The following is a 23,183-nucleotide window of genomic DNA, read 5'->3' on the forward strand; positions in this document are numbered from 1 at the left end:
AATGACTGATCAAGAAAAAAATATGGCATTTATGCAGATTGCGATGAAATATGTTCCAGAGGCTAAAGAATTGATAGAAGCAAAAGGGATTGAACTAGGATTTGACGATTTGCAGCCAATGCTAGCATTGTTTACCAAAGTAATGAATGAAGCGTATGAGTTAGGTCAGAAAGATAGCGAAGAAGAATGACACAGCCGTTGCAACGTTTTATGCAGCCGGTTCAGGAAGGGATTTCACTTATAAAGAAAGGTGAATATGAAAAAGGGCTAGAGGCAATGGCACCATTTATTGGCATGATGGAGCAAGCAAATCACTTACCGATTCAGATCTTCTATTATTATGCAGTCGCCCAGTTTAAAACTGGCCAAATAGAACCCTTTATGTCTTCATATGAAAAAATAAAACAGCAAACGGCGGCCAATGAAGCGGAAGAAAAGATGAAAACCGATTTAGATAAATGGTTTGAGGCGCTTTTACAGGGTCTAAATGACGTTTAAAAAAGGGAACCATTCCACTTGAATAGAATTAGTACTAGACAGTTTCTTAAATTGTTTGCTAATATTAGTATCAGGTACTAATTTCTGTTCGATATGGAAGGGGAATATCCATGGCTAAAGCAGGCTTACTCGGTATAGGACGCTTTGTTCCTGAAAAAGTAGTCACAAATAAAGATTTTGAATCCTTTTTAGAAACGTCGGATGAATGGATTCGTACAAGAACCGGCATTGAAGAGAGACGATTCGCTGAAGACGTTGAAACGTCAGAAATGGCTTATCATTCAGCATTAAAAGCCCTTGAATCGGCAGAAGTAAAGGCAGAAGACATTGATTTAATTTTAGTGGCAACAGTGACACCTGACATGCCGTTTCCTAGTGTATCGTCCATTGTACAAAATCGCTTAGGGGCGACAAAAGCGGCGGCAATGGATATTAGTGCTGCTTGCGCTGGTTTTATATACGGAATTGCTACAGCACAACAGTTTATTGAAACAGGTGCCTATCAACATGTTCTTGTTATAGGTGTAGAGAAGTTAACCAAAGTGACGGATATGAATGATCGAAACACAGCTGTTTTATTTGGTGATGGAGCAGGTGCATGTGTCGTTGGACCAGTTTCAGAAGATCGTGGTATCCTAGCATTTGACTTAGGTTCAGATGGATCCGGCGGCATGCATATTAATAAGAAGAATAAATTTATTGAAATGAATGGTCGGGAAGTATTTAAGTTTGCCGTTCGTCAAATGGGGGATTCATCCATTCGCGCATTAACGAAGGCTGGCTTAACAAAGGAAGATGTTGATTTTCTTGTACCACACCAAGCGAATATCCGAATTATGGAAGCGTCTCGGGAACGATTAGAGTTACCGAAAGAAAAAATGTCGGTCACCGTAAATAAATTTGGTAATACCTCATCTGCATCCATTCCTATGGCGATGGTAGAAGAACTTGAGGCTGGAAAAATTAAAGACGGTGATGTACTAGTACTAGTAGGCTTTGGAGCAGGTCTTGTATGGGGCTCTGTTGCCTTGCGCTGGGGACGTTAATGAAAAGTTCGATTATGATTAAGTAACTAAAGGAGCGAACTATAGTGGAGAAACGACGAGTAGTTGTTACAGGTATTGGTGCTGTTACACCATTGGGACTAAATGCAGCAAGCTCTTGGGAAGCCGCTATTGCTGGTAAGTCAGGAATTGGCCATTTAACAAGGATTGATGCGGAATCTTATCCAATGAAAGTAGCTGCAGAAATTAATGACTTCAATCCAGAGGATTTTATTGATAAAAAAGAAGCAAGGCGAATGGATCGCTTTACACAATTTGCCGTTGCCTCGGCCAAACAGGCGCTTGCCGACTCAGGATTAGAAATAACCGATGAAAATGCTGCCCGTGTCGGTGTATGGATTGGTTCTGGTATAGGTGGAATGGAGACCTATGAAACCCAGTTTCGGACATTGATTGAAAAAGGACCAAGGCGTGTAAGTCCATTCTTTGTGCCAATGATGATCCCTGACATGGCAAGTGGTCAAGTATCTATTTTTACTGGAGCAAAAGGTCCTAACTCTTGCTCTGTAACAGCATGTGCTTCAGGGGCAAACTCAATTGGTGATGCGTTCAAAACCATTCAGCGTGGCGATGCAGATGCCATGATTGCAGGGGGGAGTGAAGCGCCAATTACCAATATGGCGGTAGCTGGCTTCTCATCTGCAAAAGCCATCACAACATCTGATAATCCAGATAAAGCATCACGACCGTTTGATGTAAATCGAAGTGGCTTTGTTATGGGGGAAGGCGCAGGAATTCTTATTTTAGAAAGCCTAGAATCTGCAAAAGCCCGTGGAGCGAAAATTTATGCTGAGATCGTCGGTTACGGATCAACTGGTGACGCACATCATATGACTGCGCCAGCACCAGATGGTGAAGGTGGAGCTCGTGCAATGGCAGCCGCAATTGCTGATTCGGGTCTAAAAAATGAGCAAATTAGCTACATTAATGCACATGGAACGAGTACAGATTTAAACGATCCTTATGAAACAAACGCGATTAAAACGGTATTAGGTGAGTACGCATATCAAGTGGCTGTTAGCTCGACAAAATCGATGACAGGTCACTTGCTAGGTGCTGCTGGAGCAGTAGAAGCGATCTTTTCAGTGAAAGCGATTGAAGAAGGAATTGTGCCACCAACTATAAACTTAGAAGAACCAGACCCAGCGTGTGATTTAGATTATGTACCAAATGAAGCACGCAAAATGAATGTAGAGGCTGTTCTAAGCAATTCATTAGGGTTTGGAGGGCATAATACTTCCCTCGTCTTTAAACGTTTTGAAGCGTAAAGAATACAAGCATGAGCGTTAACGCTCATGCTTGTTTATTTTGTTTGAAATCCACGCTAATGCATCTGTTTTTGTTTTTATTTCTCCACGTAACTGTCGTTTTTCAATAGCTAGCAGCCATGTTGAGAAGTGCGGACTCGGTTTAAAACCGAGAGCAATTAAATCTCTTCCAGTCACAAGAGGTGTTAGCTGCTCTCGCGCTTTTCGATAGCGTAACAACAGCTCATTTTCTTTATTAGGTAGGGTCGTAATAAATAAAAGGGCATCTCTTTTTACTGAATAAAGGTAGCCATGTAAGTCGTCAAGAGAGATTTCATCTTGGTGTTGCTCAATAAGTTGAATATCGGCTAGAAGCTTCTTCGATAATTTGGTTAATGCGAATGCGTGCAGTGCCGTTAACGAATGGCGCTGGTAAGCAATGGCGGCAATAGCCAAAAAAATTGACTCGCTTACATTTGCGCGAAACAACTGTTGAATATGTGTATACGCGTATTCACTCATCTCTGCACCAATTAAAGTCTCCCAAACTGGGTATTCAGAAAGTGCATGAAACAACCAAGGAAGCTGGCTTTCTCGTTGACTTAGCTCCAGTTCATGATAAACCCGTTGCTTACTAATCGTCTTAAGAGCATTTCCCATTGATTTTGCCTGTTCTTTTGTTTCGTTGCTTAACTGAAAGTCAAGTCTTTTTGCAAAGCGAAGTGCTCGAAACAAGCGTGTGGGATCTTCTATAAAGCTTAATGGGTGCAAAATGGAAATAGTCTTTGTTTGAATCTGTTGACGTCCTTGAAACGGATCTAAATAATCACCAAAACGAGACGCATTAAGTGAAATAGCAATTGCGTTAATGGCGAAATCACGACGAGCTAAATCATCATTTATACGAGCTGGTTGCACGTCTGGAAGGGCACCAGGTTTACGATAGTGTTCCTTTCTTGCTGTTACAAAATCAATTGAAACGTTTTGAAAAATCCATGTGGCAGTTAAAAAATGATTGTGCTGTTGTACCTCTCCTCCAAAATGTGTGGCCAAAGTAGTGGCAAACGAAATGGCATCTCCTTCTACAACTATATCAATATCCTTTGAAGGACGGTTTAGAATAAGATCACGCACAATACCTCCAACGATATACACCTGTACATTTCTTTCATCAGCGAGCTCCCCTATTTTCTGCAAAAAAGCAAAGGGTTTCACCCCGAAATAGCGAGTGAGTTCACTAGCGCTGTAGTGAGCCGAATGGTTAAATTGGCTCGAAATAATCGAGCTACGAGTTATGATTCCTTCTAATGTTCCGTCGTTCTTACAAATGGGAATGCGACCAATTACATTTTCTACCATCATTTTTTTGCCTTGTTCAATTGAGTCTGTTGCTTTTAATGTATGCACTTTTTTAGACATGATGGATGACACTAATTCAATGCCACCGTTTAAATCGATCGCCTTTTTTAGCTTTGCAGCTGTCAGCATTCCAATAACTTGATTGTTATCATTCACAACAGGAAATCCTTTATACGATGAGTCCTTGCTGCTACGAAATACTTCGGCTGCAGTAGAAGTAGCGGAAAAGGCTAGAACTGGCCAATGCATAATAGAACGGATAGGGATTTTTACTTGTATGCACGTTGTGAGCATACGGTGTACAGTTGCATATGCTTTAGCGAGTGGCTCATTCCGACAAATGGCAGAAGCGGCATAGTCATGTCCATTTCCACCTAACTGTTGCGCAACAATTTGAATGGGTACATCTGCACTCGTAGCTCGCGCAATCATATACGTGTGATGATGCAGTTGGCAAAGAACAATGGTTGCGTCTGGTGCATACAAGCTATGAATTTCTTCTACTACTGCTGCGATATCGCCGATATACTGATCGGCTATACAAGTGGAAAAGACAATACGCTTTTCTGCAATCGTTTGAATATCCACAGCGTTAAAAAGGGTCTCAAACAAAGGATGTTCACCGACGTGTGCCTGCAAAAATTCATGAATGACCTTTAAATTCATTCCATTTACATGTAAAAAAGCTGCCGCTTCTAAATCGGCAATCGTAACAGTTTCATTTGTAAGTCGATTTGTATCACTATATAAGCCTAAACCAAATAACGTTGCTTCTACAGGCGTGATCTTTATTCCGTTCTGAATAATTGGTTGGAGTAACAATGTAATATTTGCACCAGTAGCTTCGGTTTGATGGTGGTCAATATAAGAACGCTCAATCTCATTTGGAGATAAAAAAGAGGCAATCCCAGCTCGCTCATCTGTTGAGCAGTCGACGTATGTAATGGCCCTGACGTTATTCCAGTCAATCTGTTTATACGTGAACCACTCAAAGGAACGAGTGTACAAATGTAAAAATTGCTTTACTCGCTCTCCTAGACTAGGAGGGAGCGCTACAACAGCTTTAGGATCTAATTTATGTGCAGCAACCAACGAGGCGAGCCCGTCAAAATCGAGATTCATATGGCTAACGATGAGCTTCATATTAGCACTCCTTTCATGCCATAGGCGAGTCACTTGTCCTATTAGTATAACAAAAAAACAGCGGTTTTAGCCGCCGTTCTTATCGGTAAGAGTCGATAATAAAACCATCTTGAATATAGGGTGTCAAGTTTGATGTTTTATTGAAACGGTGAAAATGAGCTGTAAGAACTTCTATGTCACGTTGATGGCTCTCCAATGTGCTTGTTGATAAGGAGTGGATGAGCGGTTTGATTTTATGATAAAGCGTGTTAAAGGTGTAGTGATTTTTTAAAATATGAAGGGATTCATTTGGCAGCGAATTGGTTCGAGTCGAAGGGCTTTTTGCTTCTTTTCTATAAAAAGCAAAGCCATAACTATAAATATCGTTTTCAGAAACGGACCTTGCTGTTGGTAATGTAGGGCTTGTTTTTGGGATACGCTTAACGGTTTCAACCCCTTGTGGTTCAAAGCGGCTACTTAGGGCACCTGTCACCATTCGATCATAACGTGTAATGGTCTTCAATGTCATCACCTCTCTTAATTATCCATACCCATATCTATGAAAAAAACACATTGTTTTTGCAAACAATGTGTTTTTTTCTATTTATTTAGCAAAGACATGATTACCAATAACAATTGTTTGCTCTCTAGTAGCGACCCAACCACTAGTTGCGGTAGTTGGATTATAGAAATAAAGAGATTGTTGACCTAGCCCACGATAAGCAATGGCTTCATTTACTGCTTGACGTGATTCTTCATCGGCATCGTTATGAATGGCACCATCTAATACCGGAGAAAACGCATAGTGACCTGATGGTGTTACTTGATGAATGACATTATACATGGAATCAGGATATTCTGGATGGTCAAGGCGGTTGAGTAAGACGGTAGCGACCGCCACTTTTCCTTCATAAGATTCTCCTCTTGCTTCAGCATAAACAAGTTTTGCCATCCACTCACGATCGGAAGCAGTGATGGCTGTAGGAATGGTTAACGTCGTTCCGGCTTCAAGCTGATTCGTTTTCAACTGATTTATTCGTTGGATAGAAGCTTGTGATACGCCATATCGTTCACTTATTGTATAGAGAGATTCTCCATTTTGTACAGGATGCTTAACAGTTTTTCCTTCTATTGAAGCAGAAGAAAACAGACTAATGCCAAAAAAGGCTATAAATGAAAGAGTTACTTTTTTAAACATAACATGGTTCACTCCTAAAATGTTTAGTAAAAACGCACGTAATCACTTTATCAAAAAAACAAGCCGTTGCACCTAGGAATGTTTTCCAAAAGTTTGGAAACACGTTTGCAATAAGGCTGCACTAAATATGACAAGTATGTAACAGATAAAACAAAGATTACAGCTTCATAACATTATAGACGTAATTTCCAGTTTGAAATAGAAAAGTTGTTAGCCAACATGACTTGTATAATCGCATCCAATCCACTATTACAAAGCATTTTAACATGGATACACATGAACATTTTTCCATCGTCTAAAAAAAAAAGCTATGCTAGGATTGCCATGTGCTCAAGAGATTGGGCAACGCAATTTGATCTATTTTAGGAGGATACTGGGATGAAGAAACTTGCGATTGCAACATTCGTAGCAACACTTACTTTAGGATTGAACCACGTTGACCGTGCAGAGGCGTCAACAGGTCATCAATATAACACGGCACCAATACAATGGAATGGTGATTGTTTTTCATCAGCTCCAGCATATGGTGAAATCAATTGGTCTACAGAAGATTGGCAACAACCTGAAGTAGAAGAAGAGACGCCAGAGTCAGAGACGGATGTAGTAGAAGAAGAGTCAGATGCAAGCGAAGAGGCTGCTGAAGCAAGCGATGTAAGTGAAGAAGAACAGCAAATGGTTGATCTAGTTAATTCAGCACGCGCTGAAAGTGGCTTAGCTCCACTTGAAATAGATCAAGAGTTAACAGAAGTGGCTCGTGTGAAAGCTCAAGATATGATTGACAACAATTATTTTGCTCATGAATCACCTACTTATGGTTCTCCTTTTCAAATGATGGACCACTTTGGTATTACATACCAAACAGCTGGTGAGAACTTGGCAGGGAACCAAACGGTTGAGCAAGCTCATACAGCATTAATGAACTCTCAAGGTCACAGAGAAAACATTTTAAGTAGCAATTATTCAGAAGTTGGAATCGGCATTGTTGATGGCGGTCCTTATGGGAAAATGTTCGTTCAATTGTTTAAAGGTTAACGACAAAAATACCTTGTTCCGTTTTATCGGAACAAGGTATTTTTTATTTTCGAAGTTGTATGTGTTCGACCCGATGCTGCTTCCCTTTTGTTAAGATTAAGTCTGCGCGCAATCGAGTTGGCTTAATATTCTTCTCAAGGTTTACACCGTTAATGGAATGCCAGATCGATTTGGCCATTTGGGTTGCTTCTTTATCGTCTAAGTTTTTATAGCGATGAAAATATGAGCTTGGGTCTTGAAACGCTGTATTTCTTAATAAATGAAATCGTTCCACATACCAAGAAATGATGTCTTCCTCATCAGCATCTACATAAATACTGTAATCAAAAAAATCAGAGACGAATAAAGGTGGCATTCGTTTTCCTTTGCGATTTACTTGCAACACATTAATTCCTTCAACAATGACAACATCAGGTTGTACAATTTTCTGTGTTTGAGCTGCTTCTATATTGTATGTTAGGTGGGAATAGACAGGCGCTTCAACTTCATTGACCCCAGATTTAAGTTCAGTTAAGAATGAGATGAGGCGTCGAATATCGTAACTTTCAGGAAACCCTTTTCGCTTCATCAAACCTCTTTCTTCTAGAACCTCATTTGGATATAAAAAGCCATCGGTTGTCACAAGCGAGACAGTTGGTTGATTTGGCCACCTTTTCGCAAGTGCTTGAATTAAACGAGCCGTGGTGCTCTTCCCAACAGAGACGCTTCCAGCAATTCCAATTATAAAGGGAACCCGTTTGCGGCTTCTTTGTAAAAATTCATTCATATCTTGATGTAGTTTTACATTATGATACATCCGTTTATAAAGTAATTCAGATAATGGCATATACACATCGTTTACTTCAGAAGCAGATATCGTTTCATAAATTCCTTCTATTTCTTTTCGCTCTTGTTCCGTTAGATTTGAACGCAATCCTTTATTCAAGCGGGCCCACTCTTTTCGAGTTAACCGTGTAAAAGCATCTAGTGTTTTTGTCAGCTCATCCGTTGTCATATGGATCTCCTTTAAGGCCAATTCTTAACATGTGTATCAGAAGCGTAGCATGGTCAGATCGGATAATCAAGATCGGAGTCTTTCTTGCATAGTGTAAATGAAAGCGTCTTTTTTATACAGGAGAGTTATTCACCGAGAGTCGTAAGAAAGCATAAGGGGGAGAAGATGGCTGTTATTCGCACAAATAAGTGGGGTGAATTGTTTTTAAAGCATGTTCATAATCAAAAAGATGAAGAATTAGCGTTTCAACGATTATTTATTCAGCCGTTACAGCCGCTTTTTCAGTTTGGAACAGATACAGAGTTGGCTACGTATTTGGAAAAGGTAGGGTTATTTACACTAGGTGACACAGATGCGCTTTCTCTATTTATCAAAAAAAACTATTGGGTATTTTTGCAAGAGAAGTTTTTAGAACTAAAAGAGGCTTGGAAAGGACCAAATGTTCCGATATATCTTTTACTTGCCAATGAGCATTTAAAGAATAGGCAGACCGATGTGAAAGGTATGATGGGTCTTAGTTTTGAAAATGGTATTGTTTTAATCGTGTCGGAAATCATAGAAGCAAACGATCTTTTTGCCCTTTTAATCCATGAATATCATCATGTTTGCAGGTTGTCTCATACAAAAGAGAATGAAGAAACGATTACATTATTGGAATCGATGGTAATGGAAGGGTTGGCAGAGCTAGCTGTAAAGGAGTGGTTAGGAGAAGGGTATTTGGCACCGTGGACGTCATTATATGATAAGACGTGGAACGATAAATGGGCAGACATCATTAGTCCTAAAAAGCTCCAATTAATGGGTAGAAGACGGTATAAAGACCTTTTATACGGAAATGCCAAAAAGAATATACCTCATATGCTCGGTTACTATCTTGGCTATCAATTGTGTCATCAAGCCGCCTCTCTTTTAAGCGAAGAAACAACCGCGCTTCTTACAACACCTGCAGAAAAAATCTATCGCTACGGATCTATAGAAGATGGGTTTAAGAACAATAAGCCCTGACCATACTGAGATCAAGAACATACTAGCGAGGAGGAAGAAGTATGGTGATGATGCGTGATGTCTGGGTTAACTGGTTCGAAGGTGAAGAAAATGGCTATAATGTGTGCGAGTTCCATGAGTGGCGAAGTGAAGATCGTGTGGAAGTATTGGATCAAGTGAAATTAATTCGTGCAAGTAAGGATCTTTTTACTTATATCGAAAATCAATTGCTCGATTTACCACAGAACTTGTTAGATGCTGTACATCAAAAAAGCTATTTAAGAAAAAACATGTCTCGTATTCAGTTAGACTATTGTTTTATTGTAACGGATGGAACAAGGATTTTAGCAGTTGATACAATGGGTTATAAAACACCGATACGAAAGAGCCGATTAACACCAAGACAGGAACAACTTGTCTACGATGCACTAAACGATCAAGAAGTTCAATATTATGAATTATCGGTCCCTCTGCCTGAAAAAGAATATCACTTACTCTCTTTAAGTCCAAATGATCTACAAGGCTTAACAAGAAGTGAACGTCAATTAAAACAGTTATTGTTTATGGTATTGGATCAACTATATACGACTGCTTCTGATGCTGAATTAATTTATTGGTGTACAGAATGGGACCCAAATGCCTATGAACAATTGAAAAATAAGGAACGGGAAGAAGTCTGGGCCTATTTATTAGATGGTGTAGGTGCTGGTTGGTCTAATGAACACTATCAGTTATGTAAGGGCATGGTGAAGGGCCATACGTTTTTTGAAAAACTGTGGGAACTTGAGCATCCAGAACGAGTAAAGTAAATCTTTTCTAAAGCGTTTTATTTACATCAAATCGGCTTTCTCTTATAATAATAATAAGTAAGAAGGAGGGGAAGTCGGTTGGATACAAACGATATGGCCTATTTAGTCATGCAAATCTTTTCAGTTGTTTTATTAGTCGGTACACTCGGATTATCATTTTTCGTTGGTAAAGTATTAAAAAAGCAAAACGGTTATTAAACGAAAAAGAAGGGTTCCATAGTCGGAAGCCTTTTTTTCATCGTGTTAAAAATGGAGACATAAAAGGATGTGGTGACTTGAAAAATACGCTTTTAGAAGCTATGGATGTCTTTAAAGATGTATTTTTTTATGGCCATCAAATAATTGAAGAAGAGCTTACCCATGAATTCAGGGATCTTTCTCCTGAACAGCTTGCTGTACTTATTATCATTGATTTAACAGGACCACTAACATCAAAAGAAATTGCAGAATACCAACGGACTCATAAAAGCGCAGTATCCAATCGATTAAAAAAGTTACAACAAAAAAATTTAATTCAATTTAAAGAGAGTGACAAAGATAGCCGCTTAAAATATGTTCATTTCTCAGAAGAGGGAAAAGCGAAAATGAAGGCGTATCAGGAAGAGGTACATACTTACTTTACTGCATTATTTTCAGATTTTGAGGCACAAGAAGTGGCACAGTTTTATCAATTAATGAACAAAATTCGAGAAAGATTACGCCAATATACTTCGGTTAAAATTAGCGAACATAAACGCTCGCTTGAAAAATAGATAGAACGACACAGAACGCTTTCGATTAGAAGGCGTTTTTATGTGGTTTTCAACCATCACAAAAACACCCCCTCAACTGATTTTTGAGGGGGTAGTTACTTACCTTTTTTTTCGCCCAAGGCCGATTGCGTTTTCCGCTTTTTTTAAAGTCTTGTTGGCTTTTTTTGCAGCTTTCTCTGCACCAGCATCAAGAATGTCATCCAACTCACTAGAGTTAATTAAATCATAATAGCGTTTTTGAACTGGTTCTAGGGTGTGAATAACTGCTTCAGCAAGGTCTGATTTAAATGGACCGTAGCCTGAGTCGCGGTAACGTTCTTCAAGTGATGGAATACTTTCGTCTGTACATAAAGAAAAAATGGAGAGCAGATTTGATACTGCAGGTTTGTTTTCTGGATCGAAACGAATCGTTCCATCTGAATCGGTAACAGCACTCTTTAGCTTCTTTTCAATCGTTTTAGGTTCATCTAATAAAGAAATATAGCTTTTGGGCTGTGGGTTTGATTTACTCATCTTCTTAGTCGGATCATTTAGTGACATAATACGCGCACCGACTTTAGGGATCTGAACCTCTGGAATTGTAAATACTTCTCCATATTTGTTATTAAAACGTTCTGCTAAGTTACGAGCAAGCTCTAGGTGCTGTTTTTGATCTTCTCCAACAGGAACAATTGTTGTTTGATAAAGTAAAATGTCTGCAGCCATTAAAGGTGGATATGTAAGTAATGCAGATGAAACACCATCTTTTCCTGCTGATTTGTCTTTAAATTGTGTCATTCGTTCAAGTTCACCAATGTAAGATAAACATTGCATCATCCAGCCAAGCTGAGCGTGGGCAGGTACTTCTGATTGAATGAACAACGTTGCTTTTGTAGGATCAATTCCTGATGCGAGATAGAGGGCCGCAAGACTTCTAATTTGTTGTCTTAACTTTAACCGCTCTTGTGGGACTGTAATGGCATGTTGGTCTACGATGCAAAAATAACTGTCATAGTCATGTTGCATAGAAGAAAAGTGCTTTAATGCACCTAAATAATTTCCGAGAGTTAAAATACCGCTCGGCTGAATTCCTGAAAACACTGTTTGCATAACGTTCACTCCTGTTCGTCTACTCCTAAATTATCCTAATTCAGATTTTCTATAATTGCAACTGGACCTACTCTGATTGCTCCAGGTTTGTGATGGATGATTTCCATTAATCATGCTTATTCTTTTTCTTGCGCAAAATAAAGAGGCAAATGTTTAGTGCAAGTAACAGCGAAAACCAAAGTAGAGAAAAAGGTATATCTTGAAAAAAGAAAACAAATAGTAAGAAAGCAAGAACAGCGACTAACTGATACACATGTAAGATATTCATAAAAAAAGCTCCTTAAGAGAAAGAGGGATAAAATGAAGCAAGGAAAATGGGTTGGTGTACTATGGCTAATTGGTCTACTTCTTGTTACAGGTTCAGGTGGAACTGTAAAGGCTCAGGAACAAGGTCCTCATATGGACCAAGTGTTGGCACCCTTTAGTGGAACGACACTGAATGGAGAGACAATCCACTATGAAATTGGTGCAAACAATAAAACGGTGATTCATTTTTTTGCGACTTGGTGTTATCCATGTCAAGAAGAAATGCCTGCAATTGTTAGCTTAAGTAATCAGATAAATGAGCAATCAAAGAGCCAATTTATCCCTATAAATTTAACTAGCTCGGAAAAAAGCGTAAAAGAGTTAACGCCATTTTTGCAACAGTATGGCGCTACTTTTGATCCGCTTTTGGACCATAACGGTTCCTTGCAAAAGGAATTTCAAATTTTTGGTGTACCTACAACCATTGTTATTAACCAAAATGGAGTCATTACTCAACGGATAAATGGTCCAATTACTAAAGAAGAATTTTTATCTATAAGTGAACAGTAGGAATGTCTACTCGTTCAGTAAAGCATCAATTTGCACATCGAGGTCTTGAAGAAGGCTACGGGCGCGTTCCATCGTAATAGAACGATAATGATGATCGCCTCCTGGTTCTTCGTCAAGGGTATCTGCTTGTGCCACTATTTGTTGCAGCGGAGTTAACGATAATTGACTTGGAGGTAAATGTGAATCGGTGTGAAGCAGGATAGCAATGGCAATTTCTTTTGCTTTTTTAGGATGTTCACCAAGTCGAATTAATAATTTATGGGCACGTTCAGCACCTTTAATAGGATGGATGTCGTACGCTTTATAAAGTGAATAGTCCCATTTACCATTTTTATACCAGGTGTAATGGCCAATATCATGCAAGAATGCTGCTTTAGTAGCTAAATCAACGTCTACTTTATGATTAATGGCTAAGGCATACGCGTGATACGCGACACGAATGGCATGAGCCATACCTGAACGATTAATGTATTTTTGTGTAATACGATGGTCAAAGACTTGAGTTAATGTAACATCTCTCATCTTTTCACTCCTTCCAAGCAATATGCAGTTTTAATTACCTATGCTATAATGGTTTAAAGCGTTTGTAAAGGAGAGGTTTAGTTGGCGGAGACGCATATTTTTACAAAACGAGAAGAAATTGCAAATGCCATTACACATGGTGTTGGTACACTGCTTAGTATTGCTGCCCTCACACTGCTCATTGTCTATTCGAGCTTGTATGGAAATGCTTGGCATGTTGTGACATTTACCATTTACGGGGCAAGTATGTTGCTCCTATATAGTTCTTCAACAATGGTTCATAGCTTTCCACCTGGCAAAGCAAAAGATGTCTTTGAAATAATGGATCATGCAGCCATTTATGTGTTCATTGCAGGAACATATACGCCCATTGCCCTTATTTTAGTAGGCGGCGGCTTAGGATGGACGTTATTTGGAATTGCATGGGGCTTTGCAATTGGTGGCGTGATTTTTAAAATCTTTTTTGTTAAAAAATTCTTGTTCATTTCAACAATGATTTATTTACTGATGGGATGGCTTGCATTGCTTGCAATCGGTCCGATTTTTCACTCACTTTCAACTACAGGTATTTGGTATTTACTCATCGGCGGTATTTTTTATTCAGTTGGTACTGTCTTTTATATGTGGAGAGGGTTTCCTTATCACCACGCGGTATGGCACCTATTTGTGATAGCCGGTTCCGTCTTCCATTTCTTTTTAATTCTTCATCATGTTTTGCCAGTGGGATTAGAATAGAAGAAAATTTAAAAGCGCTATTGACGTATTGCTTTATTGTCAAACGCGCTTTTTTTTAATGGAAACAATGAAAAATAAGTTGCGAAAAGCGGCGGTATTTAAGATCATCAGCTATGCTTTATTTTGAAAAGTTCATGTTGGGAAAAAAGGAAGGTTCTTGAAAAAAATTAGAATTTTTTCTGCCTTTTTGATGGCATAAATCAACTAAGAACGTTATACTTTATGTCGAGGAGGCTCGTAATTTGTATATTACGTTAGAGCAGTTATCCACCTATTTAGGACTTACTGAATCGTACATAAAAGAACAGCTTCATTTAGGAAACATAAAAGGTTTTTACGACGGAAATCGCTGGCTTTTTAACAAGGAACAATTTGCGCTGCATAAAGATCGGTTAGAGCAGAAACGAAAGCAGCTTTTGAAAGAACTAGAGTTAGAAGAAGATTGGGATGCTAAAGATGAAGATTAGCTTTTAAAACTAAGGAGTGTAGGTATGAATAACTTTTTAAAACGAACTTGTTATACGATCGGTGCAGGTGCACTTGGGTCTGCATTGTTTTTAATGACAACGACAGAGGCAAAAGCAGATTCAGGTGTGGCATTAATGCATTCGCAAAAAGTAACAAGTGAAAGCAAAACGTTCGAAATTCCTTCGTCATCTGCTCGATTTGTCTATCAATCTGGCTATCAGTTTGATTATCCTGAAGACGGCGTAAGAGGGATCTTTTTAACTGCTCATTCTGCAGGCGGCTCAAGATTAAATACACTTGTTGATTTTGTAAATGAGACAGATATTAATTCAATGGTCATTGACATAAAGGATGATACTGGAAACATTACGTATATGCCTGAAGAGGATTCTCCATTTTACGATATTGCAAAAAACTATATTGATGATCCTGCTGCAATGATGTCGGTTTTAGAAGAGAATGATATATATCCTATTGCGCGAATTGTTGTGTTTAAAGACTCAGTTCTTGCTGACTTAAAGCCTGAGCTTTCTTTTAGAGAAAGCAATGGTCAGTTATGGAAAAACCGAAATGGTGATGCGTTTGTCAATCCATTTTTAGAAGAAGTATGGGATTACAATGTAGAAGTGGCAAAAGAAGCTGCGAAAATGGGCTTTAAAGACATTCAGTTTGACTATGTTCGTTTTCCAGAAGGTTTCTTAGGCCGTTCTGACAGTTTAGAGTATGGTTTAGGGAATTATGACGAGGGTGATGGAGCTACTGTTGAAAGTCGAATTGACGCAGTTGCAGATTTTGTTGGCTATGCCCGAGAAGAATTACAGCCATTTGGTGTAGATGTATCTGTTGATATCTTCGGTGCTGCAGCGCGTGGTTTTGAAGAAAATGTAGGACAAGATTTCGTGAAAATCTCTAAGAATGTTGACGTGATTTCATCAATGCCGTACCCGAGCCACTGGGGACCATTTTCCATTGGTGATATTGATAAGCCAGATTTGTATCCATATGAAGTAATGGATGAGTACTCTCAACTTGAAAACGATGTGCTAGCTGAGTTGGGTGATGATAAGCCAGTTCAAAGACCTTGGCTGCAAGATTTTACTGCCAGTTATTTAGGATCTGGAAACTATATAAATTATGGTGTAAATGAAGTTGAAGCTCAGATTAAAGCACTTCATGACAATGATATTCATGAATTTTTACTCTGGAATGCAAGTAACTCGTATACAGAAGGCGTTAATTACGTGAATCCATAAAGAAGAGGTTGTTTAACTTGGTGTAGACCGAGTTAAACAACCTTTTTTAAAGGGGGAACGTATTCATAAGATCGACTCGTCAGGAAATACTACAAGAGAGTAGGTTTGTAATTGGTGAAATGACGGTATAGTAGCAATAAAAAGGAGGAAATGTGTCATGAAAACTTGGTATGATAAACTTGCAGAGTATTTTCCTATTGAGGAAATGAAATCGGAAGAGCATATGAAACTTTTGTTAAAAGAGAAAGGTGATATTTATCACAAAGACGAAAGTGATCAACATGTACTCATGTACGTGGAAACAGACGAATTTGTGTTTGTCGATTATCTGTTTGTTTCAAGCAATGCGAGAGGAGCAGGTTTAGGGAAAAAATTATTGGACCAATTGAAAAATAAGAAAAAGCCGATTATACTAGAAGTAGAACCTGTTGATTATGAAGACACAGATACAAAAAAAAGACAGCGGTTCTATAAACGAGAAGGTTTTACTCATGCTAAATCAATCGGCTATCGTCGGCGTTCTCTAGCGACGAATGAAGTCAATGAATTAGAAATTCTTTTTTGGTCACCAGAGAACGACGATGAGAATACAATTTATGAACAAATGAAACACACGTACGAAACGATTCATACGTATAAAGATAAACATTTATATGGTGAATCCTATGAGCCCGTTAACAAAGTATTAACGTATGAGGAAGAAAGCAAACCTGTGAAACCTTCTTGAAAAGGTGGTGTTTGTGTGCAAAAGAAAAAAAAGCAAAAAAATAAAAAGAAACGACGAATTTGGGAAGATTTATTGCGGAAGCGTTTTGGCAAGTTTCGAAAACGTCGTCTAAATGACCACCCGTATCCACAATCGAAAAAATGTAGTGCTTAAAATAGGTAAGCGAGTAACGCTCTTTATATGACAGTTGTCATATAGAGAGCGTTATGTTGTTTTTAGATTAAACTGTAACGATTAGAATTAAAAACCCTCCTACTTTTATGCGTGAAAGCAATAAATAAAAGAAAAAATAGGTTTAAACAAAAACAAATCGGGGTAATTATATAATTAGTTGTAGTCTTTCACATACTTTTTGTTTAATCTTTGTATAAGTTTTACGGTTCAACACTATACAACTATTAGACAAAATTGTATAATAAGAATGTGATTAAGTGAACGAATGCAAATAGAAGTCCAATTGATAATGATGTAAAGGAGAGATTCAATAAGATGGTCACACTACTAACATCCCCTAGTTGTACATCTTGTAGAAAAGCAAAAGCATGGTTAGAAGAGCATGATATTCCATTTGAAGAGCGGAATATTTTTGCAGCACCACTCTCTGTAGAAGAAGTAAAACATGTCGTTCGTATGACTGAAGACGGTACAGATGAGATCATTTCAACACGCTCGAAAGTTTTTCAAGAGCTTGATGTTGAACTGGAATCTTTGCCGCTACAAAAGTTATTTACAATTATTAGTGATAATCCTGGATTATTACGTAGACCGATTATATTTGATGAGAAGCGTCTTCAAGTTGGGTATAATGATGCGGAAATTCGTCGCTTTTTGCCACGAAAAGTTCGTACATTCCAACTTCAAGAAGCACAACGTCTTGTAAATTAATGACCTTCTGTTGGATACAGAAGGTTTTTTTCTTGACTTTCTTCTCTCAATAAGAGAGAATTATAAATCAATAATCTCGCCGAAAGCATGCAGATTCATTTCATTTTTTTCTGATCTATCATACAATAGAAATAGAGGATCTGCTCACTTCTTGAGTGTGACAACCATAATCCGTTAGGAGGGGGAGCGAGAATGGAGATTGAACGCGTAAACGATACAACAATTCGATTTTTTATTACCTATAAAGATATTGAGGAACGTGGTTTCGAGCGTGAAGAGATCTGGTATAATCGTGAACGAGGAGAAGAACTCTTTTATGACATGATGAATGAAGCAAGTGATCGTGATGACTTTGAGCTTGATGGTCCTCTATGGATTCAAGTCCATGCACACGATAAAGGCTTAGAAATTCTCGTGACACGTGGCCAAATTTCTGATGGAAATATGAAGCTCGAGATTCCGGTTAAAGAAGAAGAGATCGAGGAAGGGAACACGGAGCTAGACGAATTAAATAAGCAAGTGGACTCACAATACGATCAACTTGAGATTATTATCGGTTTTAGAGAATTCGAAGATGTTATTTCTCTAAGTCATTCCGTGCAGCCTGAGTTTTTGGCGAATAGCCTATATCATTACGAAGGTCGTTACTATTTGCACATCCACTTTAATAACGATCATTATACAGAAGATGAACAAGACAATTTATTAAGTCGTATGTTAGAGTTTGGCTACGAGTCAGAATTGACGATTCATAGGCTAAAAGAGTACGGAAAAGAAATTGCTGTGACAAATGGATTGAGTATCATAAAGCAAGCGTTTTAAAAAGGAACGTCAACAGACGTTTCTTTTTTTTGTGATGAAAGGAGGATTATGAAAACGATAACGAGAATGTCTTTTATTAAGAAAGAAAGGAGAGGTAGTTTGTATACGGCGAAAAATCAAAAAGGTGTTCTAGTGCACATTCATGATTCGCATTCAAGACAATACTGGGTAAAAAAAAGGCTAGAAGAGGCGTTCTTTTGTCAAAGCTGTAAGCAAGAAGTTGTCTTGCGGCTAGGAGCAAAACGTCGATGGCACTTTGCTCATCGTACATTATCCACATGTAAGGGGAGCTCGACGAATGAATCCCTTCTTCACCAAAAAGGAAAAGAAATCCTCCACGCTTTCTTCTTGCACACCTTCCCAAAAACATCAATGGAACATTACTTACCGCAAACAAAACAACGTCCAGATATTCACGTCCAAACAGCCAAAAAAGGTATTGCAATTGAATATCAATGTTCTACTATAAGTACAGAAGATATGATTACTCGTAACAATGCCTACCGATCGTTAAATATTGTGCCGCTCTGGATACTTGGTGCACAGCGATTAAAGCGAAAACATGCTGCTCAATTTCGACTGCAGGAATTTGAATTTTATGCCATTTATCTATACAACCACAGTCGATACCTCTATTATTTTGACCCCATTCAAAAGGTGTTTTGCTTTCTATCCAATGTGTTCAGTTTACATGGGAATCTTATCCTTGCTAATTGTGATTTTATCAGAATAAATCAACTAACTCCTCAACGCTTATTCTCACCTCCCTGGCGACCTGTAACCTCATTAAATAGTGAATACGTACGATACCGTCAAAAAGCAGCTACACAAATGATGCTCAGTTATCCCTTCCTTCTTCCTTATTACCAACAAATGCGGTTAGATCGCATCCCTTCATTAATTGGATGGACATTACCGGCTCAAGTATATGTGGCAGCGCCTCCTCACGTATGGCAAACCTTCTTCATATTTGATCTTTTAGAACATTTTCCCCTCCAGAAGCCTTTCTCCTTTACGACTATCAACCAACGATTGACTACCTTAGGTAAACACTTTCAATGGGGGCTGCGTGCTCAATGCTCCTACAAAAGGGTTGTTCCAACGTTAGTTGTACAATACTTGGAGCTTCTCATTTCCTTTCGTTATTTGGAAAAACTACCTGATTCACCTCTCGTATGTAAACGAGTCTATTCGGCAAAAGAAACGCCTGATAGTGAAACGATTTTAGTACAAAAATGGTCAGAACAAAATAAAAAAAGAGAGATGTATTTGTCGTGATGCTATTGTTCTAAATACTTGTTATAATGAAAAAACGATACAGAAGGAGGTACGCGGAATGGCAGAAGAAAAAGTAGTAAGACGAGAAGAAGTTCCGGAAGAGTCAACTTGGGACTTGGAATCAATTTATAGTACACCCGAACAATGGGAAGACGCTTGTAGAGAGTTGCGTACACAAGTGGAGGGGTTTCAAAAGTATAAAGGGAAAGTAGTATCTTCAGCAAGCACAGTGTTTCAAGTTTTAGAAGCGTACTATGATTTGGAAGTAGAGGCTACAAAGATCTTAGTCTATGCTCGTCATAGTAGTGATGTTGACACAACAAACTCGGTTTTACAAGAGCGCAGCGAAAAAGGATCACAGCTGTACGTAGATTTCAATGATAAAACGGCTTTTGTGCAACCAGAGATCTTACAAATGAGTGAATCGGAATTAGCGCAGTTTTTACAATCATACAAGCCGTTGCAGAAATACAAGCAGTACATTGCATTCATCCATCATCGAAAAGATCATATTTTGTCGGAGAAAGAAGAAGCGTTACTATCCCGATTACAAGAACCCTTTGCAGCTTCTAGAAAAACCTATTCCCTCCTAACAAATGCAGATATGACGTTTAAGACGGTCAAAGATGAAAAGGGAGAAGACATCACGGTAACACCAGGTAGATTTATAACGCTTATGGCGCAGCCAAATCGATTTATCCGAAAACAAGTATACGAGTCTTACTATGCTTCATATGAGCAATTTAGTCATACAATTGCGTCCATTTTAAGTGGGGAAGTAAAAGCAAAACAGTTTGAAGCGACGATGAGAGGCTATGATTCAGCAAGGGCAGCAGCCCTCGATGAAACGTATATCCCAGAACGTGTGTATGACCAGCTAGTTGAAACGGTTGAAAAGAACTTGCCTCTTTTACACCGTTATATGCGCCTTAGAAAACGCTTATTAAAGCTAGAAACATTACATATGTACGATTTATACACACCAATTGTACAAGATGTTCAATTACCTTTCACCTATGAAGAGGCAAAAGAAACGATGCTTTCATCCCTTGCACCTCTTGGAGATGAATATGTAGACATAGTCCAAAAAGGGCTTAACGAGCGATGGGTTGATTTATATGAAAATAAAGGGAAAGATAGTGGTGCTTATAGTGGAGGCAGCTATGGAACAAAGCCGTTCATCTTAATGAATTGGCAGGACACGTATACGAGTTTGTCGACTCTTACACATGAGTTTGGTCATAGTGTTCATAGCTATTTTACTCGAGAGAATCAGCCTCCGGTGTATGGTCGTTACACTATTTTTCTAGCAGAAGTAGCATCAACGCTAAATGAGCTGATGCTACACGATTATTTAATGAAAAAGGAAACAACAAAGCAGAAGAGAATCTACCTACTGAATCAATTATTAGATGGGATGAGAACAACTGTTTTTCGTCAAACAATGTTTGCTGAATTTGAGCATTTTCTTCATAAGCATCACGAAAAAGGTCAGGCCATTACAAAAGACGCACTAGCAAAAGCGTATAAAGAGTTAAATGAGAAGTATTATGGGCCTGATGTGATTACAGATGACGCCATCGCCTATGAATGGGCACGAATCCCTCACTTCTTTATGAACTATTATGTGTATCAATATGCAACCGGTTATAGTGCTGCTGTCGCTTTATCAGATGCCATTCACAAAGAAGGAAAGCCTGCAGCTGACCGTTTTATCACGTTTTTACAATCTGGCATGACCGATTTTCCGATTGAGCTTCTGAAAAAAGCTGGTGTTGATATGACATCAAAAGAACCTGTACAGGTAACGATGAAACGATTTGAAGACACGTTGAATGAGCTTGAGGAATTGCTTGCCGAATAATCATCTTAACCCCGTGATCGATAGCCTTTAAACCGGTGTTTCTTTTGATTTGGCCGAAAGAGAAAGTAGCTGGCGCCAAACAATAACGGTGTGGCAATCCAGATGGGAAATAAATGCAACAAACTCATTAAGTATAGCCCAAATGCACCAAACAACAGCAACAAACGAAGGAAGAACATGCTTTTTTTCAATGGATCGACGCTCCTTTGTGAAACGAGAAATAGCAAAAGTTCATAAAGAAATACTTGCATTCTACTTTCATTATACGTTAAGATAGACTTTGCATGTCACATTCTCTTTGCAATATAAAAAAGCTACGTATCTAGTCAAAGATACGTAGCTTTTCTCATGCAATCCATTTCCAAAAAGTTCCATATTTGAACGGGACCGCCTCTACTTTTTGCTGAAGCATTAACGACTTTAATGAACGTTCGACCTCTTCAGGCGATTTATCAAGAACAGTAGCAATTTCTGAGGTTGCTAAAAATCCATAATGACAAAGGAATGCCTCCAAGTTTGGATGGGATGCTCGCTCAGGGGTAAAACCTAACATGTCTTCTAATAGCTGCACGTATATGTGATAAGGGTAATGACCAGAAATTTTTATACCGGCTTCTTCAGAGTTGCCGTTAAAAAAAACGAGACTTGGTACAGATTCAACATCCATTTCTGATGTGGTCTGAATATCACATTGCAAGGCTTTTGTAGCAGTCTTAGAATGCAGGTCATCTAAAAAGATATCGACATCAAGTCCAGCTTCTTTAGAACATTGCTTTAAAATAGCTTCATCTGTCACGTTGCATTTTCGTAGAAACAATGCTTCTCGTAGTTTTCTTAGGAAGCGAAGACCAGCATGAGGTCCTTGAAGTTCTGCTGCTTTTACTGCGATATAGGCATTGTATGGATTAATATCCATTTTGTTTAATTCGACTTTACCTGCACAACACATCGTTGGATCCAGTTGTGTTTCATGTTTGTTTTTCTTTTTTAAAGAGCGATTAAAAGCGTTCCAATACGATAATTTCCCTGCTAAAAGAATTCTTACTTTAAAGTAATGACCATATTCAATTTGAAACTTTTTTATAATCGGTTCAATTGTCCAACAATCATGGCAAAGTGGATCGATGAAGAAATAAATTTCAATCGGCTTTTTTAATGGCAATTGCTCACGTGAATCGGAGATGCCACAAATACCCATTTCTTGATTACACTCTTCAAAGGAATGACGTTTAAGGTTCATGGTACAACTCCTTTCTTTTACCTTGGTGCGGATACGTGATTCACCATATGATGGGCGGTTAATGTAAGTCGCTGCATCATAAATTCACGAATTTCACCTGATAAATGCACGTCGTCCATCGCTTTTTCCATGCAAGCAAGCCATGCGTCCGCTTGTACAGGACTAATGACAAAAGGCATGTGACGGGCCCTCAGTCGCGGATGACCGTATTCCTCTGTATATGCTTGTGGACCACCAAAAAATTGCGTTAAGAATTTTTTCTGCTTATCTTTTGTTTCTGTTAAATCGTCAGGAAATAAATGAGTTAAATCACTATGGTTTTTTACGTAGCCATAAAAAGCTTCAACGAGAGGATCTAGTGTTGCGTCTCCACCCATTAAAGCATAAGGGCTAGTTTTGTTTTGGTCAGGCACGGTTACCCTCGC

At 38.7% G+C, this 23,183-nt stretch carries 28 protein-coding genes; 18 read left to right on the forward strand and 10 right to left on the reverse strand.

Going from position 1 to position 23,183, the window contains the following annotated elements:
- The first annotated feature begins 1 nt into the window (after nt 1).
- The 4 genes from BK583_RS07515 to fabF all read left to right on the forward strand — a co-directional run bounded on the left by BK583_RS07515 (nt 2) and on the right by fabF (nt 2,830).
- Nucleotides 2-190 carry a ComZ family protein gene (locus BK583_RS07515; protein ID WP_055736318.1) on the forward strand — a complete coding sequence of 63 codons (189 nt, stop codon included), beginning with the start codon at nt 2-4 and terminating at the stop codon, nt 188-190.
- On the forward strand, nt 187-498 hold the full coding sequence (locus tag BK583_RS07520; protein ID WP_038481460.1) for a hypothetical protein: 312 nt from the start codon (nt 187-189) through the stop codon (nt 496-498). The genes BK583_RS07515 and BK583_RS07520 overlap by 4 nt, the downstream gene beginning before the upstream one ends.
- A 110-nt stretch (nt 499-608) precedes the next feature.
- Complete coding sequence (locus tag BK583_RS07525; RefSeq protein ID WP_038481457.1) at nt 609-1,544, forward strand: beta-ketoacyl-ACP synthase III; 936 nt, start codon at nt 609-611, stop codon at nt 1,542-1,544.
- A 44-nt stretch (nt 1,545-1,588) separates the two neighbouring features.
- The gene (fabF, locus tag BK583_RS07530; protein ID WP_038481453.1) at nt 1,589-2,830 is read left to right on the forward strand and encodes a beta-ketoacyl-ACP synthase II; all 1,242 of its coding nucleotides are present in this window, start codon (nt 1,589-1,591) and stop codon (nt 2,828-2,830) included.
- Between the two features lie 18 nt (nt 2,831-2,848).
- Here fabF and BK583_RS07535 read toward each other — a convergent pair whose 3' ends face one another.
- The 3 genes from BK583_RS07535 to BK583_RS07545 all read right to left on the reverse strand — a co-directional run bounded on the left by BK583_RS07535 (nt 2,849) and on the right by BK583_RS07545 (nt 6,488).
- A complete protein-coding gene (locus tag BK583_RS07535; protein ID WP_055736319.1) occupies nt 2,849-5,311 on the reverse strand; it encodes a CBS domain-containing protein in 2,463 nt (820 codons plus the stop codon).
- A 79-nt stretch (nt 5,312-5,390) separates the two neighbouring features.
- Entirely contained in the window at nt 5,391-5,813 is a 423-nt protein-coding gene (locus BK583_RS07540; protein ID WP_139366172.1) for a hypothetical protein, read from the reverse strand.
- 81 nt (nt 5,814-5,894) lie between these two features.
- Nucleotides 5,895-6,488 carry a cell wall hydrolase gene (locus BK583_RS07545; protein WP_038481444.1) on the reverse strand — a complete coding sequence of 198 codons (594 nt, stop codon included), beginning with the start codon at nt 6,486-6,488 and terminating at the stop codon, nt 5,895-5,897.
- A gap of 378 nt (nt 6,489-6,866) precedes the next feature.
- On the opposite strand from BK583_RS07545, the gene BK583_RS07550 reads away from it, so the two are divergent.
- Entirely contained in the window at nt 6,867-7,520 is a 654-nt protein-coding gene (locus tag BK583_RS07550; RefSeq protein ID WP_078440085.1) for a CAP domain-containing protein, read from the forward strand.
- Nucleotides 7,521-7,563: 43 nt separating this feature from the next.
- Here the strand turns inward: BK583_RS07550 and coaA are convergent, their stop codons facing one another.
- A complete protein-coding gene (coaA, locus tag BK583_RS07555) occupies nt 7,564-8,514 on the reverse strand; it encodes a type I pantothenate kinase (protein ID WP_055736321.1) in 951 nt (316 codons plus the stop codon).
- Nucleotides 8,515-8,679: 165 nt separating this feature from the next.
- Here coaA and BK583_RS07560 point away from each other — a divergent pair, with 165 nt between their 5' ends.
- The 3 genes from BK583_RS07560 (at nt 8,680) to BK583_RS07570 (ending at nt 11,059) form a co-directional block, all read left to right on the forward strand.
- On the forward strand, nt 8,680-9,519 hold the full coding sequence (locus BK583_RS07560; protein ID WP_055736322.1) for a DUF2268 domain-containing putative Zn-dependent protease: 840 nt from the start codon (nt 8,680-8,682) through the stop codon (nt 9,517-9,519).
- Between the two features lie 41 nt (nt 9,520-9,560).
- The gene (locus BK583_RS07565) at nt 9,561-10,307 is read left to right on the forward strand and encodes a YjbA family protein (RefSeq protein ID WP_038481441.1); all 747 of its coding nucleotides are present in this window, start codon (nt 9,561-9,563) and stop codon (nt 10,305-10,307) included.
- 275 nt (nt 10,308-10,582) lie between these two features.
- On the forward strand, nt 10,583-11,059 hold the full coding sequence (locus BK583_RS07570; protein WP_038481438.1) for a MarR family winged helix-turn-helix transcriptional regulator: 477 nt from the start codon (nt 10,583-10,585) through the stop codon (nt 11,057-11,059).
- A 99-nt stretch (nt 11,060-11,158) separates the two neighbouring features.
- Here the strand turns inward: BK583_RS07570 and trpS are convergent, their stop codons facing one another.
- Together trpS and BK583_RS20670 are read right to left on the reverse strand one after the other, a co-directional pair.
- A complete protein-coding gene (trpS, locus tag BK583_RS07575; protein ID WP_038481436.1) occupies nt 11,159-12,148 on the reverse strand; it encodes a tryptophan--tRNA ligase in 990 nt (329 codons plus the stop codon).
- A 106-nt stretch (nt 12,149-12,254) separates the two neighbouring features.
- The gene (locus tag BK583_RS20670; protein WP_160319287.1) at nt 12,255-12,416 is read right to left on the reverse strand and encodes a hypothetical protein; all 162 of its coding nucleotides are present in this window, start codon (nt 12,414-12,416) and stop codon (nt 12,255-12,257) included.
- Nucleotides 12,417-12,448: 32 nt separating this feature from the next.
- On the opposite strand from BK583_RS20670, the gene BK583_RS07580 reads away from it, so the two are divergent.
- Entirely contained in the window at nt 12,449-12,964 is a 516-nt protein-coding gene (locus BK583_RS07580; protein WP_051667566.1) for a TlpA disulfide reductase family protein, read from the forward strand.
- Nucleotides 12,965-12,970: 6 nt separating this feature from the next.
- On the opposite strand, the gene BK583_RS07585 is transcribed toward BK583_RS07580, so the two are convergent.
- Nucleotides 12,971-13,486 (reverse strand): HD domain-containing protein, encoded by a 516-nt coding sequence (locus tag BK583_RS07585; protein WP_038481433.1) that lies wholly within the window; start codon nt 13,484-13,486, stop codon nt 12,971-12,973.
- Nucleotides 13,487-13,567: 81 nt separating this feature from the next.
- On the opposite strand from BK583_RS07585, the gene trhA reads away from it, so the two are divergent.
- The 9 genes from trhA to pepF all read left to right on the forward strand — a co-directional run bounded on the left by trhA (nt 13,568) and on the right by pepF (nt 21,518).
- Nucleotides 13,568-14,221: a PAQR family membrane homeostasis protein TrhA gene (trhA, locus tag BK583_RS07590; protein WP_038481430.1), complete on the forward strand. Its 654-nt coding sequence runs from the start codon at nt 13,568-13,570 to the stop codon at nt 14,219-14,221.
- A 242-nt stretch (nt 14,222-14,463) separates the two neighbouring features.
- Complete coding sequence (locus BK583_RS07595) at nt 14,464-14,688, forward strand: MerR family transcriptional regulator (protein WP_055736323.1); 225 nt, start codon at nt 14,464-14,466, stop codon at nt 14,686-14,688.
- A 24-nt stretch (nt 14,689-14,712) separates the two neighbouring features.
- Nucleotides 14,713-15,942, forward strand: coding sequence for a putative glycoside hydrolase (locus BK583_RS07600; protein ID WP_055736324.1), 1,230 nt, complete (start codon nt 14,713-14,715; stop codon nt 15,940-15,942).
- Between the two features lie 157 nt (nt 15,943-16,099).
- A complete protein-coding gene (locus tag BK583_RS07605) occupies nt 16,100-16,669 on the forward strand; it encodes a GNAT family N-acetyltransferase (RefSeq protein WP_038481421.1) in 570 nt (189 codons plus the stop codon).
- A 15-nt stretch (nt 16,670-16,684) separates the two neighbouring features.
- Entirely contained in the window at nt 16,685-16,822 is a 138-nt protein-coding gene (locus tag BK583_RS20675) for a hypothetical protein (RefSeq protein ID WP_158318532.1), read from the forward strand.
- A gap of 336 nt (nt 16,823-17,158) precedes the next feature.
- Entirely contained in the window at nt 17,159-17,554 is a 396-nt protein-coding gene (gene spxA / locus BK583_RS07610) for a transcriptional regulator SpxA (RefSeq protein ID WP_035397066.1), read from the forward strand.
- 192 nt (nt 17,555-17,746) lie between these two features.
- The gene (gene mecA / locus BK583_RS07615; protein ID WP_055736325.1) at nt 17,747-18,376 is read left to right on the forward strand and encodes an adaptor protein MecA; all 630 of its coding nucleotides are present in this window, start codon (nt 17,747-17,749) and stop codon (nt 18,374-18,376) included.
- Nucleotides 18,377-18,424: 48 nt separating this feature from the next.
- A complete protein-coding gene (locus BK583_RS07620) occupies nt 18,425-19,654 on the forward strand; it encodes a competence protein CoiA (protein WP_055736326.1) in 1,230 nt (409 codons plus the stop codon).
- Between the two features lie 58 nt (nt 19,655-19,712).
- Complete coding sequence (gene pepF, locus BK583_RS07625; RefSeq protein WP_055736327.1) at nt 19,713-21,518, forward strand: oligoendopeptidase F; 1,806 nt, start codon at nt 19,713-19,715, stop codon at nt 21,516-21,518.
- A 5-nt stretch (nt 21,519-21,523) separates the two neighbouring features.
- Here the strand turns inward: pepF and BK583_RS20440 are convergent, their stop codons facing one another.
- From BK583_RS20440 to BK583_RS07635, 3 genes are all read right to left on the reverse strand, one after another.
- Complete coding sequence (locus BK583_RS20440) at nt 21,524-21,709, reverse strand: hypothetical protein (protein ID WP_124742292.1); 186 nt, start codon at nt 21,707-21,709, stop codon at nt 21,524-21,526.
- Between the two features lie 155 nt (nt 21,710-21,864).
- Complete coding sequence (locus BK583_RS07630; protein ID WP_055736328.1) at nt 21,865-22,758, reverse strand: ClpXP adapter SpxH family protein; 894 nt, start codon at nt 22,756-22,758, stop codon at nt 21,865-21,867.
- Nucleotides 22,759-22,775: 17 nt separating this feature from the next.
- Nucleotides 22,776-23,171 (reverse strand): globin domain-containing protein, encoded by a 396-nt coding sequence (locus tag BK583_RS07635; protein ID WP_055736329.1) that lies wholly within the window; start codon nt 23,169-23,171, stop codon nt 22,776-22,778.
- Nucleotides 23,172-23,183 lie beyond the last annotated feature (12 nt).

Origin of the sequence: Shouchella oshimensis, from assembly GCF_002019765.1 — a bacterium.
Classification (GTDB): Bacteria; Bacillota; Bacilli; order Bacillales; family Bacillaceae_D; genus Shouchella; species Shouchella oshimensis.

What these genes read in the sequence shown, in the direction of transcription:
- BK583_RS07630 (WP_055736328.1), bottom strand. Translation starts at nt 22,758, where the DNA reads ATGAACCTTAAACGTCATTCCTTTGAAGAGTGTAATCAAGAAATGGGT.
- BK583_RS07620 (WP_055736326.1), top strand. Translation starts at nt 18,425, where the DNA reads ATGAAAACGATAACGAGAATGTCTTTTATTAAGAAAGAAAGGAGAGGT.
- BK583_RS07515 (WP_055736318.1), top strand. Translation starts at nt 2, where the DNA reads ATGACTGATCAAGAAAAAAATATGGCATTTATGCAGATTGCGATGAAA.
- BK583_RS07565 (WP_038481441.1), top strand. Translation starts at nt 9,561, where the DNA reads ATGGTGATGATGCGTGATGTCTGGGTTAACTGGTTCGAAGGTGAAGAA.
- BK583_RS07580 (WP_051667566.1), top strand. Translation starts at nt 12,449, where the DNA reads ATGAAGCAAGGAAAATGGGTTGGTGTACTATGGCTAATTGGTCTACTT.
- trpS (WP_038481436.1), bottom strand. Translation starts at nt 12,148, where the DNA reads ATGCAAACAGTGTTTTCAGGAATTCAGCCGAGCGGTATTTTAACTCTC.
- BK583_RS20670 (WP_160319287.1), bottom strand. Translation starts at nt 12,416, where the DNA reads ATGAATATCTTACATGTGTATCAGTTAGTCGCTGTTCTTGCTTTCTTA.
- pepF (WP_055736327.1), top strand. Translation starts at nt 19,713, where the DNA reads ATGGCAGAAGAAAAAGTAGTAAGACGAGAAGAAGTTCCGGAAGAGTCA.
- BK583_RS07525 (WP_038481457.1), top strand. Translation starts at nt 609, where the DNA reads ATGGCTAAAGCAGGCTTACTCGGTATAGGACGCTTTGTTCCTGAAAAA.
- BK583_RS07600 (WP_055736324.1), top strand. Translation starts at nt 14,713, where the DNA reads ATGAATAACTTTTTAAAACGAACTTGTTATACGATCGGTGCAGGTGCA.
- BK583_RS07550 (WP_078440085.1), top strand. Translation starts at nt 6,867, where the DNA reads ATGAAGAAACTTGCGATTGCAACATTCGTAGCAACACTTACTTTAGGA.
- BK583_RS07605 (WP_038481421.1), top strand. Translation starts at nt 16,100, where the DNA reads ATGAAAACTTGGTATGATAAACTTGCAGAGTATTTTCCTATTGAGGAA.
- BK583_RS07560 (WP_055736322.1), top strand. Translation starts at nt 8,680, where the DNA reads ATGGCTGTTATTCGCACAAATAAGTGGGGTGAATTGTTTTTAAAGCAT.
- BK583_RS07520 (WP_038481460.1), top strand. Translation starts at nt 187, where the DNA reads ATGACACAGCCGTTGCAACGTTTTATGCAGCCGGTTCAGGAAGGGATT.
- mecA (WP_055736325.1), top strand. Translation starts at nt 17,747, where the DNA reads ATGGAGATTGAACGCGTAAACGATACAACAATTCGATTTTTTATTACC.
- BK583_RS07535 (WP_055736319.1), bottom strand. Translation starts at nt 5,311, where the DNA reads ATGAAGCTCATCGTTAGCCATATGAATCTCGATTTTGACGGGCTCGCC.
- coaA (WP_055736321.1), bottom strand. Translation starts at nt 8,514, where the DNA reads ATGACAACGGATGAGCTGACAAAAACACTAGATGCTTTTACACGGTTA.
- BK583_RS07545 (WP_038481444.1), bottom strand. Translation starts at nt 6,488, where the DNA reads ATGTTTAAAAAAGTAACTCTTTCATTTATAGCCTTTTTTGGCATTAGT.
- BK583_RS07585 (WP_038481433.1), bottom strand. Translation starts at nt 13,486, where the DNA reads ATGAGAGATGTTACATTAACTCAAGTCTTTGACCATCGTATTACACAA.
- spxA (WP_035397066.1), top strand. Translation starts at nt 17,159, where the DNA reads ATGGTCACACTACTAACATCCCCTAGTTGTACATCTTGTAGAAAAGCA.